This window comes from Erwinia sp. MMLR14_017 (assembly GCF_033657285.1).
GTDB lineage: Bacteria > Pseudomonadota > Gammaproteobacteria > Enterobacterales > Enterobacteriaceae > Erwinia.
Map to the genome: position 1 here is coordinate 126,670 of NZ_JAWVWP010000003.1, position 20,112 is coordinate 146,781.

The following is a 20,112-nucleotide window of genomic DNA, read 5'->3' on the forward strand; positions in this document are numbered from 1 at the left end:
TTGGTTGTGTTTGCTTATGCTTATAATTTTAGGGCTGGGATCTTGCCCAGCCTCCGGGTCTGACGACGGTGCTAAGCCAGCGGCGAAGGGGTTACCCCTGCCGGGATCGGGCAGTGATACGGTTGTTTTTCACGAACCAGGCGAAACTCCTGTTGAGCCTGATCTAACAAGGTGCGATCGCTTAAAAGCGCAATCGCGGTTGCGGCCAGAATTTTTCCTGCAAGAGACATGCCTTTATGGGCAACAGAGGTACGACCCTGCGCCACCAGTTGCCAGGTATGCAACGGCGTACCCAGGGCAAAGCAAGGTGTGAAGCATTGTGCGGTGGGAGTTACCCAACTGACATCGCCCACGTCGGTAGAGCCATACATCACCTCACCGGATTCACAATAGGGGGCGACTTCCTCCATCAGCACACTTTCACCCAGCGCCGCGACCCAGGCTTTTCCCGCCTGGCCGCCGGTGCGGGCAATATTGAGTCCGGCGTTTTCAAGATCCTCCTTACTCAGCGTCTGGCGTATTTCGCAGGCATACTGGCGTTCGCGGGAGGTGTACTCGGGAATACCGTATTCGCAGAGATAGCCATACATCACCTTTTCCAGCGCCCGGTTAGGCACATAGTTGGAGCAGGCTTTATCAAAGCGCACGCTCATCGTGGTGTCGGTCATCAGCGCCGCGCCTTTGGCAATATTGATCGTCCGCTGGTAAATCTCCTGCGCCTGATCGAGCTGAGGCGCACGGATCAGATAGAGCACTTCGGCATCCGCCTGCACCACATTGGGTGAGCTTCCTCCGGCATTGGTCACCGCATAGTGCAACCGTGCTTCCTGCACGATATGTTCCCGCAGGAAGTTGGCACCAGTGTTCATCAACGTCACCGCATCCAGCGCGCTGCGGCCAAGGTGCGGGGAATTTGCGGCGTGGGCGGCAACGCCTTTAAAGTGAAACGCAGCCTGAATATTCGCCAGCGTGCTGGTATTGAACATGCCGCTGAAGGCTTCCGGATGCCAGGTCAGGGCAGCATCGGCCTCATCAAACAGCCCTTCGCGTACCATAAAGGTTTTGCCGGAGCCGCCTTCCTCGCCAGGGCAACCATAAAAGCGCACGGTGCCCGGCAGCGCCTGCTGCTGCATCCAGGCTTTTACGGCAAAGGCTGCGGCCAGCGCGGCAGTACCAAGCAGGTTGTGGCCGCAGCCGTGACCGTTGCCATTCTCAACCAGCGGTTCAGGGGCGGCGCATCCTGCCTGCTGGCTTAACCCCGCTAAGGCATCATATTCACCCAGCAGGGCAATCACCGGCTTGCCGTTGCCGAAGCTGGCAATAAACGCCGTTTGTATATCAGCAACGCCGCGCTCAACCGTGAAGCCCTCTTCTTCCATCGCGTTTGCCAGCAGGTTGGCAGCAAAGGTTTCAGTGAACCGCGTTTCGGGATGATCCCAGATAGCATCGCTCAGGGCAGTGAAGTGGGCCTGGTGCTGCTCAATGTAGTGCGCCACAAAGGCGCTGAACCCGGCAGACATTATCCCTCCTCCCGGTAGTCCTGAATGTTAAAGGCGAGCGCCGCCAGCGTTTTTATCGCTGTTGCCATTACCTGCTCATTGAAATCAAACTTCTCGTTGTGGTGGCCAGCACTTAATTCCGTGCCAAAAATGATGTAGGAAGCTTGTCCGCCCAGCTCTTTAACCCGTTCCATCATGTAGGTGGCATCTTCCGAACCGGCGGCCTGCTCCCGCTTATCTACCAGAGAAGTAAGTTCTGGAATACTACCGGCCTGCTGACGAATAAAGTTGACCCAGGGCTGCGTGGGCTGGCTGCTGCGGGCTGCGCCCATTAGCGCGATCTCGTGCTGAACGCCATACATCGCAGCGGCGCCAGCCAGCGCCTGAAGGGCTTTCTGGTAGATAAAGTCGTTGATTTCGTTGGTCGCACCCCGGGTCTCGACCTTCATAAAAGCGCGATCGGCAACGACATTCCGCCCTGTTCCCGCCTGCAAAACGCCTACGTTAATGCGTGAACTGCCGGCGCTGTGCTGTGGCAGCGTGTGCAGCGCCAGCGTAGCCTGGGCGGCGGCAAGAAGAGCGTTGCTGCCCTCTTCGGGACGGGCTCCCGCATGCGAGGCCACGCCGCGAAAGGTGACATCCAGCTTGGTGGTCGCCATAAAGCTGTCGTTTCCACAGACCAGTTCCCCCGGCGGAACGCCGGTGCCAATGTGGATAGCAGTAAAGAAATCGACGTCATCAAGCACGCCTGCTGCCACCATCGATTTAGCGCCGCGCGTGCCCTCTTCGGCAGGCTGGAAGATCAGTTTGATCGTCCCTGTCAGGCGTGACTCAAACTGCTTGAGGACCTGCGCCAGGCCCAGGCCAATCGTGGTATGCCCGTCATGACCGCAGGCATGCATCATACCTTCGTTGCAGGAAGCGAACCCTTCGGCAAAAGGGCGGTGCTCCGGTGCCTGCAACTCGACCACATCAAGAGCATCCATATCCACACGAAATGCCATGACCGGACCGGGACGGCCCGTTTCCAGCGTGGCGACGACGCCACAAAATCCGCCGGAAAAATGTGACAGCCATTGCGGTAACGCACCCTGGCTCAGCGCACGCTGTTCCTGTTGTGCCAGCACTTCCGCAGAGGGCAAACCCATACGGCTTTTTGCATCAATCACCTCGCGGCCCAGCTTCAGGGGATAGCCCAGCCGGTGAAGTTCTTCTGCCACCAGCGTAGCGGTGCGGAATTCCAGCCAGCCCGATTCGGCAAATTTATGCAAGTCACGGCGTCGCTCTTGCAGAGCAGGGGTGATTTCACGGACAAAATCGGCAACAGCTTGATCCATTTTCTCTTCCTCGGAATGACAGGATAAATTTCGCAGGCAGCGAAACAGGCCCGAAATTTATCAGGGATGTAAAAACGTGTTCTGGGTTGTAATACGGCAACTGGCGCGCCGTAATCAGTCAGTACGATGCTGCTTTGGGGAACAAATGGCCTGACGAAAAGCCGGATAAAAAACTCTCTTTTTTTTGACTCTACACAGTGACGGCAAGGGTAAGAAGATGCCAATATCTTTTCACTGATAAACAGTGGTTATCACTCAGCCAGAGGATTTATGCCTGCTTCCATAAAGCTCCATCAGCTTCGTGCTTTTGTTGATGTCACCCGGGAAGGCAGTATTCGCGCTGCTGCCCGGGCGTCCAGTTTATCGCAGCCCGCCTTAACAAAATCGATTCAGGAACTGGAGGAAGTCCTTGGTGCGCGGCTGTTTATCCGCCGCAGGCAGGGCGTCGTGCTGACGGATGTAGGGGATAACTTCTTCCAGCACGCCAGCCTGATTCTGGAGGAGTTACGGGTCGCTCAGGAGGATATTCAGCAGCGCCTGGGCCAGGCTGGCGGAACGGTAAATATCGGCGTGGGCGGCAGTATTGCACGCACGATTATGCCGCAGGTGATAACTCAGTTTCATCGCCAGTACCCTAAAGTAAAGGTCAGAATAGTGGAAGGGCAGCTGGTGTCGATGATCCCGGAACTGCGCCAGGGCGAACTGGACTTCACCATCAATACCTATTACCAAAGCCATCTGGATAATGAGCTGAGCTACGAACGGCTGATGGATCGTGAATACCGGGTAGTGGTGCGCAAAGGGCATCCCTGCGAACACGCTACGTCGCTGGCAGATTTGCAGCACTGCGACTGGACCATGCCGACGCCTAAAGGGAGTTACTACCGCTTATTACACGAGCTGTTCACCGAGATGGGAATGGCTCCCTCTATCAGCGTCACCTGTGAAACCTTTATGGCTTGCACCAGCCTGGTGGCGCAAAGCGACTTTGTCAGCATCCTGTCGCTGGATGTTATCTCAGATCCTGTTCTCGGGAATCAGCTGGTCCCGCTGGCGATCAAGGAGAAATTACCCAGGGCCACCTTTTATCTGATTCAGCGCAAGGATACGACATTGACCCCAATGGGCGCGCATCTTGCCAGACTGTTTCGTATGCATTGCCAGGGCGTAAAATTCCCGCTGGAGGAGCCGTTACCGGTGGAGAGGAGATTGGCAAAATGAGGCGTAAATTTTGCGTAATTACGTGATACAGTATTTTTTATCACCCCCTCAGCAAGAGAGCAGGCATGATGACGCAAACCGTGTCACTTCATCGCTATCAACCCCGTTTTCATCAGGGAGTCGTGGATCTGATCCTGCCGATCCAGACCCAGGAGTTCGGCATCGCTATCACCGCCCAACAGCAGCCAGATCTTAATGAGATAGAAGCGTTTTACCAGCGCGGCATGGGCGATTTCTGGCTGGCTCTGGCGGGCGACAGAGTAGTGGGCTGCATTGGGCTAAAAGATATCGGGCAGCAGCAGGCCGCTCTGCGCAAAATGTTTGTGGCAGGCGATTTCCGGGGTAAATCCCAGGGGGTGGCGAATGCGTTACTTAACACGCTGCTGGGCCATGCCAGCCAGCGCAAACTGGCGTCCATCTGGCTGGGCACCACCGATAAGTTTCTCGCCGCGCACCGTTTTTACGAGAAAAACGGCTTCCGGGAAGTCAGCATAACCAGCCTGCCAGAAGCCTTTCCGCTGATGGCGGTAGACAGTAAATTTTACCGCCTCGCTATGCCAAAATAGTTGTGCAGGCCGCCTGCGGGTGGCCTGACGTCGCCCACTTTCTCCCCACTTTTCCTTCCCGGCTCTTCTTCAGCATGTTACCGCCTTGTAATTTAAAAAAACTGATATAGCAGAAATGCATAAATAGCCCATTTTTGAAATAGACTTAAATTTCATTGTGTTGAATCGATTAAGTATTAAAACAAAAATGGGTAAACTACCATACAAGAAATATTTGTTAACATTATTAACCTCATTATAACTTTTACGAAAAACTATTAACGTATATTTTATAAGCGGCTAATCGTTAGCCTTAAAACTATTACTAATGTAACTATTGTGCCAGGCCACTTCTGGTGCGCTTTCAGTGGAAATGTCGTCATGGAAAAAAAGTCAGACCAGCAGGTGCCTGCACGCAGGCGTTTCCTGCAGAAAACCCTGTCGCTGATCCCGCTCGCCGCCGCCGGGGGCAGCAGCGTAATCGCTTTTACCACACCTGCTGCCGAAGCTACCTCGCAGGGTGTCTCAAGCCAGTATGTTCCCACCTTTTTCAACAATGATGAATGGCGCTTTATTCTTGCCGCCTGCGATCGGTTGATCCCCACCGACAGCAATGGCCCCGGCGCGGTCAGTGAAGGCGTTCCGGTCTATATCGATAAGCAGATGGAATTGCCCTATGGCTATGGCCATCTGTGGTATATGCACCCACCGTTTGCCAGTGCCGTTGCGGAACTGGGCTATCAGTCCAGCCTTGTGCCACGGGAAACATATCGTCAGGGGATCAGGGCGATTAATCAGCACTGCCAGCAGCAGTTTCAGAAGATCTTTGCCGACCTGAGCAGTGAGCAGCAGGAAACGATCCTGCATGATCTGGAGGGCGGCAAACTAACCTTTGAAAACGTGCCGGGCAAGCTGTTCTTTGAACAGCTGCTGGAAAATACCAAAGAAGGCTACCTTGCCGACCCGATGCATGGCGGTAATCAAACGCTGGCCTCCTGGAAAATGATCGGCTTCCCCGGCGCGCGCGCCGACTTCCAGGATCAAATGGATCGACCCAACCAGCCTTATCCGCTGGGACCGGTAAGTATTTCAGGCAAACGGAGCGTTTAATCATGGCAGCAATAAAAAAAGATCCCGTCGATATGGTGATCGTCGGTTTCGGCTGGACCGGCTCCCTGATGGCGATGGAGCTGGCGAACAGCGGACTGAAGATCCTCGCGCTTGAACGTGGCGAACAGCGTGATACCTACCCCGATTTTGCCTATCCGCGTAACGCAGATGAGCTGACTTACGGCATCCGGCTGAAGCTATTTCAGAATGCAGCCCGGGAGACGGTAACGGTTCGTCATGCCACGGCAGATACAGCCATGCCTTACCGCCGCTTTGGTTCCTTCCTGCCTGGCGATGGCGTGGGCGGAGCGGGCGTGCACTGGAACGGTATGCTGTGGCGACCGCTTGAAGCGGATCTGAAAATGCGCAGCACGGTTATTGAGCGCTACGGGGAAAGTTTTATCCCACAGGATATGACCGTGCAGGATTATCCCTTTACCTACGCAGAGATGGAGCCTTTCTTCGATAAGTTTGAGAAGATCTGCGGCACCTCCGGCAATGCCGGAAACCTCCAGGGTGAAAAAGTGGCGGGCGGTAATCCCTTTGAAGCACCGCGCCAGAATCCTTATCCCACCAAGGTGCAGAAGCGCCAGTACGGTGGCGAACTCTTCGCGCAGGCTGCCGAAACGCTGGGATACCACCCTTTTACCATGCCTGCGGCCATCTGTACCGAGTCCTATACCAACCCCTACGGTGTGGCGTTAGGGGTTTGTAATTATTGCGGTTTCTGTGAGCGCTTCGGCTGCTTTAACTATTCGAAAGCTTCACCGCAAACCACAGTGCTTCCGGCGCTGGGCCAGTTTAACAATTTTGAGTTACGCACTCAGGCGCAGGTTATTCGGGTCAATACTGACTCTGACGGGAAGAAGGCGACCGGCGTGACCTATATTGACGCACAGGGCCAGGAGATCGAGCAGCCCGCATCGATTGTTGTACTGAGCACCTTCCAGCTGAATAACGTCCGTCTGCTTCTGCTCTCTAAAATTGGCAAACCTTACGATCCGATGACCGGAGAAGGCGTGGTAGGGAAAAATTACGCTTATCAAATGAACGGCGGTATCACACTGTTTTATAACAAGGACAAGGTCTTCAATCCGTTTGCCGCCTCGGGCGCAACGGGCGTGTTTATGGACGATTTCAACGCGGAAAACTTTGACCATGGCAGCCTGGGTTTTGTCGGTGGTGCCACCATATCCGCGACGACAACCGGTGGCCGTCCTGTTCAGCAGATGAGTACGCCAAAAGAGGCGCCTCGCTGGGGATCGGGCTGGAAGCAGTCCATAAAAGATCACTATCTGCATACCATGGGCGTGGGATCGTCCGGCTCGGTGATGCCTTACAAACAGTGCTACCTCGATCTGGACCCCACCTATCGGGACGTACACGGCCAGCCTCTGCTGCGGATGACCTTTGACTGGCAACAGAATGAACTCAAGATGACCAACTTTATCAAAGGAAAGGCGGAAGGGATCGTCAAAGCGATGGCGCCCGATCGTTATCAGCTCGGCTTCAAGGGAATGGATGCGCATTATGACGTGCGGCCCTATCAGTCCACGCATACCACCGGCGGGGCGATCATGGGTGATAACCCGAAAAACAGCGTGGTGAATAAATACCTGCAGAGTTGGGATGTGCCAAATGTCTTTGTACTGGGAGCGTGCTGTTTCCCACAAAATCTGGCCTATAACCCGACCGGGATTGTCGGCGCGACGGCGCTGTTTGCCGCTAACGCCATTCGTACCCAGTATCTGGCTAACCCCGGACCGCTGGTTCAGGCATAACAGGGAAGAGAAACATGATCAAACAAACCGGATGGTTAACCTCTTTACTGTTAGCGGGCCTGGCCTCTGCGGCGGCTTCAGCGGCAGAAGCGCCGATAAGCAAAGGGCATTATCTTGCTATGGCTGGCGACTGCGCCGCTTGTCATACCGCAGCGGGGGGCGCAGATTTTGCAGGTGGGTTGAAAATGCTGACGCCAGTAGGTGCCATCTACTCTACCAACATCACGCCAGATAAGCAGACCGGCATAGGAGACTACAGCTATGACGATTTCGCTGAAGCGGTGCGGGGCGGCGTGGCGAAAGATGGGCATCAACTCTATCCCGCGATGCCGTATACCTCATTTTCTAAAATCAGTGATGAGGATATGCACGCGCTGTATGACTATTTTATGCAGGAAGTCCCCGCCGTTAAGCAGGCCGATCGTGACAGCGATATTCCCTGGCCGTTAAGCATGCGCTGGCCGCTGATTGTCTGGAACTGGGCGTTTCATGACGAGGAGCGATTCAAACCGGATAAGGGGCAGAGTGCGCAATGGAATCGTGGCGCCTATCTGATTCAGGGGCTGGAGCACTGCGGAACCTGCCACACGCCGCGCGGTATTGGCTTCCAGGAAAAAGCGCTGGATCAGCACGACGCCGCTTATCTGACTGGCGGTACGCTGGAAGGATGGCATGCGCCAGATCTCACCGGTAATCAGAAAGAGGGAATTGGAAGCTGGTCGCAGAAGGATATCGTCAGCTTCCTGAAAACTGGCTGGACGGCTGACACAGCGGCCTTTGGCTCCATGACCGACGTGATTGAGCACAGTACCCAGCATCTCAGCGAGGAGGATCTCAATGCGATGGCGCTCTATCTGAAAAGCATAAAGCCTTCCGATCCTCAGGCTGCTGCCCCTCAACAGGATAACAGTACCCGGACCGCGCTGGTTAAGGGGGAGATGAGCAGGCCGGGCGCGCAGCTCTATATGGATAACTGCGCCGCCTGTCACCGCACCGATGGTAAAGGCTACAGCAATGCGTTTCCTTCGCTGGCACAAAACCCGGCTCTGCTGAGCGATGATCCCTCCTCGCTGATCAGCATCGTGCTGCGCGGTGGGAAAGCGGCCGTGACGCACGGGGCCGTCACAGGCTTAACCATGCCTGACTTTGCATGGCGTCTGGACGACCAGCAGGTTGCGGATTTAGCCACTTTCGTGCGCGGCAGTTGGGGAAATAACGCATCGGCGGTAAAAGCCGAACAGGTGAAGGAACTGCGTAAAAACGTCTCGACCGTTGAGCGTAAAGATCCTGATAAGCAGCGTAAGCCTCAGAAGTAGGCGGTAAAAAGGTCAGAGAACAGCGGCGGGGAAAGCGCGGGAATATGCTTTAAATATCATGATAATGACCATGTAAAAAGGAGGCGCAAGCCTCCTTTTTTCTGTTCAGCTTTGGCTGTGTTTCCTGCCTGACTCTGTCAGGCAGGGAAGCAAGCGAAATCCTTAAGCCTCTGGGTTGCTGGTGTTGCTCATCTTCATCAGATCTTTATCCACAAAGAACATGCCCTGGCCACCGGAGCCAACCAGCGCCAGTTTATCCAGCACCGATTTAAACAGCTTCTCTTCTTCATGCTGCTCGGAAACATACCACTGCAGGAAGTTGAAGGTAGAGTAGTCCTGCGTGGTCATCGCCGCGTGAGCCAGTTCGTTGATTTTGCCGGTGATCAGCTTCTCATGCTCATAAGCCTGTTCCAGCACTTCATTCAGCGAGTTAAACGTCACTGGCGGTGCAGCAATGCTGCCCAGCACCGGCATGGCACCGGTGTCGCTCAGGTAGTTGAACAGACGCTGCATATGCTGCATCTCTTCCACAGAGTGCTCATGCATGAAGGCCGCAGCCCCTTCAAACCCTTTATCCGCACACCAGGCGCTCATCTGTAAATAAAGATTGGCAGAATAAAACTCAAGGTTTAACTGGTCATTCAGTTTAGCGATCATATCGGCAGTCAGCATAGTGGCTCCATCAGGCAAGGGTAATAAATTTAACAGAGTAATTGTGCGCATTATGCACGTCTGTTGCGGAAATAAAAACCGTTTGTTGGAATTATTATCTTATTATTTTAAGCTCATAACATTATGAAACTTAAGTGATAATTATTTCATGATGAATGTTACTTATTCCATTAGCCAAATGGTTTTGATAACCATTCTTATTGTTATTTGCTGCGGGAAAATAAATGAGACTCGCTCTGTAAAAAGAGTAAAAATAGTTATTCCCTTACTCAGTAAGGGAAAATATCACGATTCCATCATCAGACGATCGAGAATAGCCTGCGCAGTTTTCACATCGGTAACAAGAGAATTGATCATCCCTGAGCGCACGGCGCCGATAATACCTGCCGCTTTTTCCGGCGTGGCCGCCACACCGATAGTGAGTTTGGCATGGCGTAACTGCGCCGGTGAGGCGGCAATCATCCGCTCCTCGCCTTCCCAGTGCAGGATCTCACCACTTTCCGTCACGTAATGGCGCAATACATCGCCAGCCGCCTGACTCAGTGCCTGTTCATCCGCCGTGGCGGTGGTGGTTTCGGTTGGCGCAGGAATATGGTGGGTTAACCCAACCCCGACAATCGCTACATCCAGATTATCCCACAGTGAAATAATTTGCTGCACGCCTGGATCGGCCAGAAAGGCTTCGCGCAGCATCGGCGAAGAGATATAGGGCGCATGCAGGAAATGCGGGGTTCCCGCCAGCTGTTCTGCGGCCTGACGGACGAATTCGTTGATTTGAAAATGAGCCGCCGCCTGCTGCATTCCGCCATTCAGGGCTACCGTAAGCACGCCGGGAATTTTTGGTAAACCGTTCATGGTCACTTCCCGCACGGCCCGGCCCCATCCTATGCCCACCACGGAACCCGCCGTCAGTCCTGCCTGTTGCAGTAAACCCGCCAGCGGCGTGGCTAATGAACCAAGTACGTTGGTGGGCGGCGGCTCTACCACGGCAGCATTTTTCAGCCCCAGACGCTGGATAAGATCGGCAGTGATCTCTTCAGGAGAGGTCAGCTCAACGACTTCAATCCGCACAATCCCGGCGGCTCGGGCTTTATTGAGCAGTCGCGAAATGGTGGCGGTGGAGACGCCCAGCTTTTTAGCAATGTCCACCTGAGCCATATCTGACTGATAGTGCAACTTTGCCACCATATGCATCATCGCCCGCGTGGTCGCGGCGTCTTGTAAAAGAGGTTCTTTCAGCTTGAAATTCCTTTCTGCAATGTATTACACTCACTTCATCGATTGGGGAATTATTGCGCACCACCCGTTAAATTGCAATGCGTATACCCGGCAAAAACCCTGACAGGACGCCGCATCAGCACTGATGCTCCAGGGGAAAGGGTATGAGGTCGCACACTGAAAAAAGAGGCTTTAACCGTGAAGTAAATCCTGTAAACCTGTCTAGGAGAATCAAATGTCACACATGTCCACTTCCGAACTGCGCGGGTATCAACAAATTTGTGGCAGCAATGGCGCCATGCTGGTGATCGCCTGCGACCAACGCGGCGCCATGCGCAGCCTGCTCTCTGCCGATCCAGAGCAGCAAAAGCGCATTTCCGAGCAGCAGCTCGGCCGCATTAAAGCCGATATCACGCAATATCTTGCCAGCCAGGCTTCATGCGTACTGGTCGATCCCGTCTGTGCCGTCCCCGATCTGGTTGATGAAGGGATTATTGCCCGCGATACCGCCCTGCTGATTGGGTTGGATGCCTCCGGTTGGGATACCACCGAAGCGGGCTATCGCAACTCCCGGCTGGTTGAAGGTATAAACGCTCGCAAGGTGCGGGAACTGGGTGGTAACGGCGGGAAAATTATGGTTTATCTGCGCGCCGACCGACCCGAGGCCAACGACCACAATCTGGCGATCCTTCGTCACTGTATCGACGATTTCGCGCGGGAAGATTTGCTGCTGGTGGTGGAGTTCCTGACCTATCAACTGGAAGGGGAAAGCGATGCGGATTACAAAAACGCCGTTCCCTCTCTGATTTATGCCGGCACCAGACTGTCGCTGGAATGCGGTGCGAAAGTGCTTAAAATCCCCTATCCGGGTTCTCCACAAGCTTGTGCCGCTATCACTGAACTGGCGGGCGATGTGCCGTGGGCCGTGCTTTCTGCCGGTGTTGATCACACCACTTTCCTGGGCCAGGTGGCCGATGCCATGAGCAATGGTGCTTCCGGCGTGATTGCCGGCAGGGCATTATGGAAAGATTGTATTTCTCTGGACAGAACGGTGACCCGCGAGAAGCTGGAAACGCTGGCAGTGCCAAGACTACGGGAAATTCAGGCGGTAATCGGGAAATATTTTTCAGCTCCCAGGGCTCAAATAAAAAGTGAGGAGCAGGCCAACCATGTCTGAGAGAAGGGCTGATGCCAGCCACGCAATGCCAGCTAACGCAGGAAAACGCGTGGTGATGGTTAACGGTATTCCCGCTTCGGGAAAAAGCAGCATAGCCAATGCGCTTTCCGGCGCAACCGGCTGGCCTTTACTGTCGGTTGACGGCATTAAAGAGCCTTTTATGCAGCAGTTTGCAGAGGTGGATCGCCCGTTAAACCGCCGGTTGGGTATCGCCAGCTATCAGGCTATCTGGTCGGTGATTGCCGCCGCTCCGCAGGGATGTACTTTTATCGTCGATGCCTGGTTTGGTTTTCAGCCCAAACAAACGTTAATCGCTGGGTTACATCGGGCCGGGGTCAGGTCACTGGCTGAAGTATGGTGTCAGATTAGTGGAGAGCTGGCAGCAGAGCGTTATGCCTCAAGACTGGCGGATCGCTTACCCGGCCATCCGGGAGCGGAGTACATTCCGGAGCTGATCGCACTGGCAGAAAAAGCTGAACCCATGCGTTTAAGTCCGCTCTATGTGGCTGACCAGATGCAGCCTGCAGATAATGAAAAAATAGTTAACTGGATAAAAGAGGTATTAATGAACGTCAATTACGGCTGATGTATTTCCCGCCTTCATTAACAGCGGGAGTATTTCTGATTTATTTAATTTAATCTGGAGTGACTGGTTTTTTATTATATAACCAGCGAAAGCCTGTGGTTTTTAATTTTTAATTCCCCATCGATATCAAACTATTTTTGAAGCAATTTTCAAACAGGTGGCTGGATCACGTTTTTAATACTGACAGGAAAGTATATTGAATAAACGCTTATTTTATAAATAAGGAAAATTATGCTGACTGACTGGATTAATGAATCTAACCTGAATATTTATTCTGAGGTAAAAGACTGGCAACAAGCCGTTGCGTTTGCCGTTCAGCCAATGATCGATGCCGGTGCAGTAGAGCCACGTTATCTCAATGCCATTTATGATATGCATCGGGAGATAGGGCCTTATTACGTTCTTGGTGAGGGCATTGCAATGCCCCATGCCAGGCCCGAGGAGGGCGTAATCACTACAGCGCTCTCATTAATTATTATCTCTGAAGGAGTGAGTTTTAATAGTCCGGATAATGATCCTGTGTATGTTGTATTTGCTCTGGCAGCCACCGACAGTCATTCACATATTGAAATGATCGCCAGCCTTTCACAGCTTTTTTGTGAAGAAAACGCGGTGGAGAAATTAAAAAATGCCTGCAGTAAGCAGGAGGTACTGGCGATCCTTAAGCAGTTCTGACCGGGCGCTATAAACATTTCTCTCCGGCAGAGAGCGGCTGTAAGCAGGAGATTTCAGGCTGCGGGATGAGGCAGCAGAACAACGGCACCCCGATCCGCATTAAGTGGTAGCGGCAAGAAACCTACAGATGATCAACTAAGGAATACCCGATGAAAAAGTTATCTATTCTTGCAGTGTGCGGCGCAGGGCTGGGCAGCAGCTTTGCGTGTGAAATGAGTATTGAAGCTGCACTTAAGGATCTTGGCGTGGAGGCAGATTTATCACATTGCGATATTTCCAGTGCTACCTCATCCAGAGCCGATATTATTATGACTGGCGAGAATTTTCGCTCGCAGTTTCAACACTACACCATCAACGCAACTATTATTTATCTTAAGCGGCTGGTGGATAAAAACGAAATAAAAATAAAGCTGGAACCGGTTTTAAAAGAAAAAGGTTTCATGAACTGATCGACTTTACACTTTTCCGTTTACTGTGAAAAAGAACAGGGGACTACTATGTCTTTCCTTACCTTTATTGTGCATGACGTGCTGGGGCAGGCGTCAATATTAATCGCGCTTATCGCCATGATTGGACTGATTGCCCTGAAAAAAAGTCCGGGTCAGGTCATCACCGGAACATTAAAAACGCTGCTGGGTTTTTTAGTGCTCCTGGCTGGGGCGAATATTATTGTCGCGACCTTGACCTTTCTGGGAGAAATATTCCAGAAGGGATTTAATATGCGTGGCGTGGTGACGGATGTCGGTTCAATAGCCGGGATTGCACAGCAAACGCTGGGTCGTGAAACGGCACTTATTATGGTCATCGCTTTTAGTGTGAATATCGCCATTGCCCGTTTTACTCGTTATAAATATATCTTTTTGACCGGGCAGGCATCTTTATGGATGGCAACGGTCTGCTCCGTCATTGGTTATATGGGCGGTTTGCGTGGCGTCGAACTGATTGTGCCGGGCGGCATTATCGCGGGCATGATGGCCGTATTTATGCCCGCACTGGCTCAGCCCATTGTGCGTAAAATTACCGGCGGCGACGATATTGCGCTGGGGCACTTCTGTACCCTGGGCTATATCGTGCAGGCTGGCGTGGCAAAGGTTACCGGGGATGCCAGTAAAAGCACTGAAGATCTTGAACTGCCGCAGGCGTTGTCCTTTCTGCAGGATACTTACCTGTCGATGATGGTAGTTATGATACCTGTTTACCTGATTCCGGCTATCGCTGCCGGACCCGAGGTGGTCGCCGCCTCGTCAAATGGGGTGAACTATCTGGTTTACGCTTTCCTGCAGGCGATTCAATTTGTGGTTGGGGTTTATGTTCTGCTCTCCGGTGTCCGGTTGCTGCTGGCGGAGATTGTGCCAGCGTTCCGGGGAATTGCCTTACGTATCGTCCCTAATGCTATCCCGGCTCTGGACTGCCCGGTGCTGTTCCCCTATGCCCCTAATGCGGTCATTATCGGATTTATTTCCACTACGATTGGTTCGGTGCTGGGCATGTTTCTGTTCCCCTGGGTAGGGCTGGCGATGATCCTGCCCGGTATGCTGACCAACTTCTTTGCAGGCGGGACCGCAGGCATCTTTGCCAATGCTGTGGGCGGTCGTCGCGGTGCGATGATTGGCGGGATCTTCCATGGCCTGTTTATCACGCTGCTGCCTGCATTATTGTTGCCGCTGTTAGGGCAATACGGTATGGCCAACGTCACTTTCAGTGATTCAGACGTGATAGGGGTAGGGTTACTCTTTGGCCACATTCTTAACTTCTTCCATTAACGGAGGCTCTATGGATCCAGCAATTACCGCGATCATGCAACAAGGCTTACCGGCGAAAGAGTGTGCCACGGCGCTAAACGAGCTGGGAAAACGCTACCAGGAACAGCAAGAGATGGAGCTGGCGATTGCCTGCTGGGAGCAGAGCATGGCGTGCTATGGCAAACCTGGTTTTGCGCAGGCTCAGTTGATGAAAGCCTATAACGCGAAACGCCGGGAATGTTCACAGGCGCGGGATGGGGTTGGGGTAGAACACTACTCCATCAAAATCGATGAACTTATGCAACAAAGCAAAGATGCTATTCGCTATGGATTTTAGCGATAAGCATGGAGCGGCGTGAAACGCCGCTCATTTCCCTAAACACCTGCGATAAAATCCGAAAAATATTATTTTTCCTGATTAAAAAGGGAAAATGTTTTTTATGAAAGCTTAGGGGAGTAATTATTTTAATTAATGGGCAAGAGAATGAATTAGCTTAATATAAAACATAAAAAATATTGAACTTTTGCGATTAAAATTCAATTAGCGTTTTCATTTCAGTGCCAAGACCGGTGGCCAGAACCGCAATAACTTCCAGAGTGGGATTACGCAAACCTCGTTCAATTCCAGAAACATAGGTCCGATCCAGCCCGCATTTTAGTGCGAATGCTTCTTGCGACAAGCCTGCCTGCAGTCTGAGTTGTTTAACTCTTTTTCCAAAAAGAATTTTAGTGGTGTTTAGCTTTTCCATCTGCTCAGCATTGCGCTTTGCAGCCTATAAGTCCACGGACTATTAGTCACAATTGGAAAATAACGTGATATCATTGTGACTCATAGTCTACATGCATGACTTTAACCAGGTTAAAAGAGAGTCATTATGAATAATGAGGACTGGCACCCTGCCGATATTATTGCTGCATTAAAGAAAAAGGGGACGACTTTATCAGCATTGTCCAGAGAGTCCGGACTAGCTTCTTCAACATTATCAAACGCTCTGCGCCGTCCCTGGCCTAAAGGCGAGCAGCTGATCGCGGCTGCGCTGGGCAAACTACCGGAAGAGATCTGGCCAACCCGGTACAAAAGAAAAAAATAACTTCGTGCCACGTTATTATCTTTATCCGTGTAGCAGGCTCCGCTCTGCGTCCCACACTCGTTCTGAATTCCTGCTCTCTGCGTTAAGGATGTAAGTTTTTACTCATCCAGCGCACCACCATACTGCCGAGTCCGGCCAGCGTCAGCATCACGACCACGCCCTGCCAACCCGCAAATTCAAGGATCACGCTGCCCAGTGCCGATCCTACAGCCATACCGATAAACACACCGGTGAACATCAGCGCATTCAACCGACTGCGTGCTGCTGGCTCCAGGCTGAAAATAATCGACTGGTGTGACACCAGCGTCGACTGGACGCCGAAATCAAACCCCACGGCAGAAACCACTATCAAAGCAAGCTGGTAAGGCACGGGCAACAGCGGCAGCAGAAACATCAACGCAAAGGAGAGGGTCGCAAGCGTAGTGCCGATGCGGGTCACCAGTTCCGGGCCGCGACGGTCGGCCAGTGAACCTGCGAGCGGTGCGGCCAATGCTCCTGCCGCGCCCGCCAGCCCAAACAGGCCTGCGGTGGCGCTGCCCAGCTGGTAGACCTCATGCAGCATAACGGCCAGGGTTGACCAGAAAGCGCTGAATCCTACCGAAAGCAGCGCCTGCGCCAGTGTGGCTCTGCGCAGCGGTTTATAATCTCGCCACAAATGGCGCATTGAGGCGAGCAGTGCCGGATAACTCATGGTGGTGCTGGCAGGAATAGCGGGCAGGCTTCGCCAGATGATCAGGGTAATGGCCAGCACCATGATAGCTGCGGCACCAAACATGCTCCGCCAGCCAAAAAACTCTGCCACAAAGCCGCTCAGCACCCTGGAAAGCAGAATGCCCAGCAGAAGGCCGGTCATCACTGTGCCTACCGTTTTACCCCGGCTTGCGGCAGGGGAGAGGGTTGCCGCAGCGGGAACAATATCCTGAGCCATTGTTGCCGTGATGCCGACCGCCAGACTCGCTACCAGCAACATAATAATGCCGCCGCTAAAGGCGCTCAGCAGTAAAGCCAGCGTCAGCAGAACGCCTTTCAGGATGATGATCTGACGGCGATCGTGACGATCGCCCAGCGGGGCCAGCAGCAAGATACCCAGCGCGTAACCAATTTGAGTGAGGGTGGGAACCAGTCCAACCGTACTGACGCCCGCATGCAGTTCATTTACCAGGATGCCCAGCATCGGCTGGCTGTAATAGATAGCGGCGACGGCAAAGCCTGCGCCGGTAGCAAGCATAAAGACGGTACGGCCTGTCAGGCCGTTTTCCTGCGGGGTAGCGGTTTCAGCTAAGGACATAATGTAGACTCATTGAGTGATAATGATCACATTTTTACCCTATTCTCCGGCAATGGGTAGTCCCCTGCCGGGTAAAACTGTTATACGCTGGATGCATGAAAGAAACGGCCTTGTCAGGCATTGACCGTATAGCGTTGATGCAAACATTTGTCCTTATTGTCGAAGCAGGCACGCTCTCTGCGGCGGCTCTGCGTCTGGAAACCTCTCAGCCTACGGTCAGCCGGAGGTTGCAGTCACTGGAGCGACTGCTGGGGGTTAAGCTGTTGCAACGCACCACGCACGTGATGAAGCTGACCGATGATGGCGAGCGCTGTTTTGCCCACGCCAAAGCACTGGTGGAACAGTGGCAGGCAATAGAGGACGATCTGCAAGGGGCCGCTGAAGAGCCGAAAGGTCTGCTTCGGGTGCTGGTGCCCCATGCGTTTGGTCAGGATCAGATGATCGGGCCATTGCAGGAGTATCTGCAACGCTATCCCAAAATGCGGGTGGAATGGATGCTCAGCGACAGGCGGCCGGACTTTATTGCCGAAGGCGTTGACTGTGCCGTGCACGTCGGTACGGTGACCGATCCTTCTGTGGTGGCGCTGCTGGTGGCGGAGATCCCGCGTATTGTGGTCGCCGCTCCACAACTTCTCGCTTCCGGTCTCGTTATTGAGCATCCTGCCGGGCTGGCAGAATTACCCTGGGTGGCACTGAGCACTTTCTATCGTCAGCAGGTTACCCTTACCAGCGAGCAGCAAGAGACGCAGCATATTGCTATTCGCCCTCAGCTGCTGACAGACAGTCTCTATGCCCTGCGCAATGCGATGCTGGCAGGCATGGGGGTGGGCATCGCCTCATCCTGGGCGGTGAAAGAGGATATTGAGCAAGGGCGATTACAGCATCTCTGCCCGGCGTGGCACGCGGCGCCGTTGCCCATTTATCTGGTTTATCCTTACGCCCGCTTCTATCCCGCCAAGCTGCGCCGTTTTCTGGAGATGATGCGCGAAGTGTTGCCGATCATCGGGGGCACGCAGGCGCCGGTAAAATAGCTCGCTTCCCACTGCGCCCGACAGACAACGTAAAAATCACTCGGGAGATCTCAAGCTAATCCGGCCCCATCAGCTGACAACAGGGCCAGAGAGAGCAATTAAAACGTTTCCCAGTTTCCCTCTTCAGCACTCACGGCCAGTGCTTTACGTGGCGCGGCAGCTTTCAGCGTTTTTACCGGCTTGCTGACGGGCATCGGCTGACCGATTTTAAATACCGCAACGGCTTGTGAAAGCAGGCTTGCCTGCTCCTCCAGCGAAGCGGAGGCCGCCGCAGATTCCTGTACCAGCGAGGCGTTCTGCTGGGTGACACGATCCATCTCTGTCACCGCCAGCCCAATCTGATCGATACCGCGGCTCTGCTCATCCGAAGCTGAGGCGATTTCGCCCATAATGTCTGTCACACGCACCACGGCATTGACGATATCGTGCATGGTTTCGCCAGCGGTGGCGACCTGCAGCGATCCTGCGTCCACACGGCTGACCGAGGCCTCAATCAGGGTTTTGATCTCTTTCGCAGCCTGCGCGCTGCGCTGCGCTAAATTACGCACTTCACCGGCGACGACGGCAAAACCACGCCCCTGTTCACCCGCGCGTGCTGCCTCCACCGCCGCGTTCAGTGCCAGGATATTGGTCTGGAAGGCAATGCCGTCGATCACGCTGGTGATATCGGCAATTTTCTTCGAGCTGCCGGCAATTTCGCTCATGGTTTTCACCACGCCATCCACGACTTTGCCGCCTTTCTCTGCGGTATCGGAGGCGCTTTTCGCCAGCTGCGATGCCTGGCGGGCGTTTTCGGCATTCTGCTTCACGGTGGCAGTCAGCTCTTCCATACTGGCGGCGGTTTGCTCCAGTGAGGCAGCCTGCTGCTCGGTACGGGCAGAGAGATCGTTATTGCCGAGGGAGATTTCGCTGGCACCGGTAAAGATGGCATCAGAGCTTTCGCGTACATGACCCACGGTGACAATCAGCGACTGCTGCATGGCGGTAAGATTGCTGGCGAGCAGCCCCATCTCGCTGCGGCCTTCCACCACCAGCGTATCGGAGAGATCACCCGCGGCGATGCGCTGAATATGGGCCAGAAGCTGTTTCAGTGGCGTCAGAAGCACACGTTTAATCACTACCCAAACGGAGATAACCAACAGCAACAACACCAGCACAACGGTAGCCAGTGTCCACATCATATGGGTGAACCCTGTCTGATTCTCTGTCATCCCCACGGCCAGCAGCTGGTTGTTCTGTTCCCGCCAGCGATTGTAGCTGTTTTCGAGGTCGTCCTGAGCTTTCTGCGCATCCAGATTACCGTAGGCCTCGTAGTTATTGGCGCTCAGATACTGAATCGACATCTTCATCGTATCGAACATCTGCTGGTAGCGATCGCTCACCGCAGTTGCTAACTCACCATTCTGGCCGCTCTGCTGAGGCGCCTGCTTATAGCTGGAAAAGTGGAGGGCAGCGTCGTCCAGCGTGGTGCTGGCAGTGGCGAGCAGTTTGGTGATCCCGGCCAGTGAAGCGGGATCGGTCTGCTTCTTGAGGATACGGATGGCGGCACGGTTAATGGTAATGCGGGTTTTAAGCAACGTCTGTAAGGCGTCACTGAGCTGCCCCTGCTGCTGGGTCAGCACGCTGGCACGCACGAAGTTATTTTTATCCTGATTGATGGCGTTAAAGGAGAGGCCGCTGGAGAGCAGCAGCAACGCACTGAAGACGATCAACATAATGAGAATGCTGGTAACGACTTTAATATTTTTAAGCATGGTGCTTACTCTGTAGGGGAGATAACCTGGTAAAAAGGTTATCGGTACAAAGTGGCTTAACTTTAAGCA

The 20,112-nt window shown here is 53.5% G+C and carries 20 protein-coding genes; 13 read left to right on the forward strand and 7 right to left on the reverse strand.

Annotation, left to right across the window (positions count from 1 at the left end):
• Positions 1–71 precede the first annotated feature (71 nt).
• Positions 72–1,520 carry a M20 family metallopeptidase gene (locus tag SD961_RS06125; RefSeq protein WP_318789511.1) on the reverse strand — a complete coding sequence of 483 codons (1,449 nt, stop codon included), beginning with the start codon at positions 1,518–1,520 and terminating at the stop codon, positions 72–74.
• A complete protein-coding gene (locus SD961_RS06130; RefSeq protein WP_318789512.1) occupies positions 1,520–2,836 on the reverse strand; it encodes an amidohydrolase in 1,317 nt (438 codons plus the stop codon). The genes SD961_RS06125 and SD961_RS06130 overlap by 1 nt, the downstream gene beginning before the upstream one ends.
• 270 nt (positions 2,837–3,106) lie before the next feature.
• Here SD961_RS06130 and SD961_RS06135 point away from each other — a divergent pair, with 270 nt between their 5' ends.
• The 5 genes from SD961_RS06135 to SD961_RS06155 all read left to right on the forward strand — a co-directional run bounded on the left by SD961_RS06135 (position 3,107) and on the right by SD961_RS06155 (position 8,809).
• Positions 3,107–4,057, forward strand: a complete 951-nt coding sequence (locus SD961_RS06135) for a LysR family transcriptional regulator (protein ID WP_318789513.1) — start codon at positions 3,107–3,109, stop codon at positions 4,055–4,057.
• Positions 4,058–4,122: 65 nt separating this feature from the next.
• Entirely contained in the window at positions 4,123–4,623 is a 501-nt protein-coding gene (locus SD961_RS06140; protein ID WP_318789514.1) for a GNAT family N-acetyltransferase, read from the forward strand.
• A gap of 360 nt (positions 4,624–4,983) precedes the next feature.
• A complete protein-coding gene (locus SD961_RS06145; protein ID WP_318789515.1) occupies positions 4,984–5,712 on the forward strand; it encodes a gluconate 2-dehydrogenase subunit 3 family protein in 729 nt (242 codons plus the stop codon).
• Between the two features lie 2 nt (positions 5,713–5,714).
• Positions 5,715–7,493 carry a GMC family oxidoreductase gene (locus tag SD961_RS06150; RefSeq protein WP_318789516.1) on the forward strand — a complete coding sequence of 593 codons (1,779 nt, stop codon included), beginning with the start codon at positions 5,715–5,717 and terminating at the stop codon, positions 7,491–7,493.
• 14 nt (positions 7,494–7,507) lie between these two features.
• Complete coding sequence (locus SD961_RS06155) at positions 7,508–8,809, forward strand: c-type cytochrome (protein WP_318789518.1); 1,302 nt, start codon at positions 7,508–7,510, stop codon at positions 8,807–8,809.
• A gap of 162 nt (positions 8,810–8,971) precedes the next feature.
• Here SD961_RS06155 and ftnA read toward each other — a convergent pair whose 3' ends face one another.
• Positions 8,972–9,481, reverse strand: a complete 510-nt coding sequence (gene ftnA / locus SD961_RS06160; protein WP_318789519.1) for a non-heme ferritin — start codon at positions 9,479–9,481, stop codon at positions 8,972–8,974.
• 285 nt (positions 9,482–9,766) lie between these two features.
• Positions 9,767–10,669: a sugar-binding transcriptional regulator gene (locus SD961_RS06165; protein WP_318789520.1), complete on the reverse strand. Its 903-nt coding sequence runs from the start codon at positions 10,667–10,669 to the stop codon at positions 9,767–9,769.
• Between the two features lie 265 nt (positions 10,670–10,934).
• Between SD961_RS06165 and SD961_RS06170 the strand changes: the two genes are divergently transcribed.
• The 6 genes from SD961_RS06170 to SD961_RS06195 all read left to right on the forward strand — a co-directional run bounded on the left by SD961_RS06170 (position 10,935) and on the right by SD961_RS06195 (position 15,216).
• Positions 10,935–11,876 (forward strand): tagatose-bisphosphate aldolase, encoded by a 942-nt coding sequence (locus tag SD961_RS06170; protein WP_318789521.1) that lies wholly within the window; start codon positions 10,935–10,937, stop codon positions 11,874–11,876.
• Positions 11,869–12,462 (forward strand): AAA family ATPase, encoded by a 594-nt coding sequence (locus tag SD961_RS06175; protein ID WP_318789522.1) that lies wholly within the window; start codon positions 11,869–11,871, stop codon positions 12,460–12,462. Before SD961_RS06170 ends, SD961_RS06175 begins: the two co-directional genes overlap by 8 nt.
• 231 nt (positions 12,463–12,693) lie before the next feature.
• On the forward strand, positions 12,694–13,137 hold the full coding sequence (locus tag SD961_RS06180; protein ID WP_318789523.1) for a PTS sugar transporter subunit IIA: 444 nt from the start codon (positions 12,694–12,696) through the stop codon (positions 13,135–13,137).
• A 149-nt stretch (positions 13,138–13,286) separates the two neighbouring features.
• The gene (locus SD961_RS06185; protein ID WP_318789524.1) at positions 13,287–13,586 is read left to right on the forward strand and encodes a PTS sugar transporter subunit IIB; all 300 of its coding nucleotides are present in this window, start codon (positions 13,287–13,289) and stop codon (positions 13,584–13,586) included.
• Positions 13,587–13,634: 48 nt separating this feature from the next.
• On the forward strand, positions 13,635–14,900 hold the full coding sequence (locus tag SD961_RS06190) for a PTS sugar transporter subunit IIC (RefSeq protein ID WP_318789525.1): 1,266 nt from the start codon (positions 13,635–13,637) through the stop codon (positions 14,898–14,900).
• Positions 14,901–14,910: 10 nt separating this feature from the next.
• Positions 14,911–15,216 (forward strand): hypothetical protein, encoded by a 306-nt coding sequence (locus SD961_RS06195; RefSeq protein WP_318789526.1) that lies wholly within the window; start codon positions 14,911–14,913, stop codon positions 15,214–15,216.
• 193 nt (positions 15,217–15,409) lie between these two features.
• Here SD961_RS06195 and SD961_RS06200 read toward each other — a convergent pair whose 3' ends face one another.
• Positions 15,410–15,628 carry a helix-turn-helix transcriptional regulator gene (locus tag SD961_RS06200; protein ID WP_318789527.1) on the reverse strand — a complete coding sequence of 73 codons (219 nt, stop codon included), beginning with the start codon at positions 15,626–15,628 and terminating at the stop codon, positions 15,410–15,412.
• 126 nt (positions 15,629–15,754) lie between these two features.
• Between SD961_RS06200 and SD961_RS06205 the strand changes: the two genes are divergently transcribed.
• Positions 15,755–15,970, forward strand: a complete 216-nt coding sequence (locus SD961_RS06205) for a helix-turn-helix transcriptional regulator (protein ID WP_318789528.1) — start codon at positions 15,755–15,757, stop codon at positions 15,968–15,970.
• A gap of 82 nt (positions 15,971–16,052) precedes the next feature.
• Here SD961_RS06205 and SD961_RS06210 read toward each other — a convergent pair whose 3' ends face one another.
• Positions 16,053–17,258 (reverse strand): MFS transporter, encoded by a 1,206-nt coding sequence (locus SD961_RS06210; protein WP_318789529.1) that lies wholly within the window; start codon positions 17,256–17,258, stop codon positions 16,053–16,055.
• Between the two features lie 95 nt (positions 17,259–17,353).
• On the opposite strand from SD961_RS06210, the gene SD961_RS06215 reads away from it, so the two are divergent.
• Positions 17,354–18,289, forward strand: coding sequence for a LysR family transcriptional regulator (locus SD961_RS06215; RefSeq protein ID WP_318789530.1), 936 nt, complete (start codon positions 17,354–17,356; stop codon positions 18,287–18,289).
• Positions 18,290–18,387: 98 nt separating this feature from the next.
• Here the strand turns inward: SD961_RS06215 and SD961_RS06220 are convergent, their stop codons facing one another.
• A complete protein-coding gene (locus tag SD961_RS06220) occupies positions 18,388–20,043 on the reverse strand; it encodes a methyl-accepting chemotaxis protein (protein ID WP_318789531.1) in 1,656 nt (551 codons plus the stop codon).
• Between the last annotated feature and the right edge of the window lie 69 nt (positions 20,044–20,112).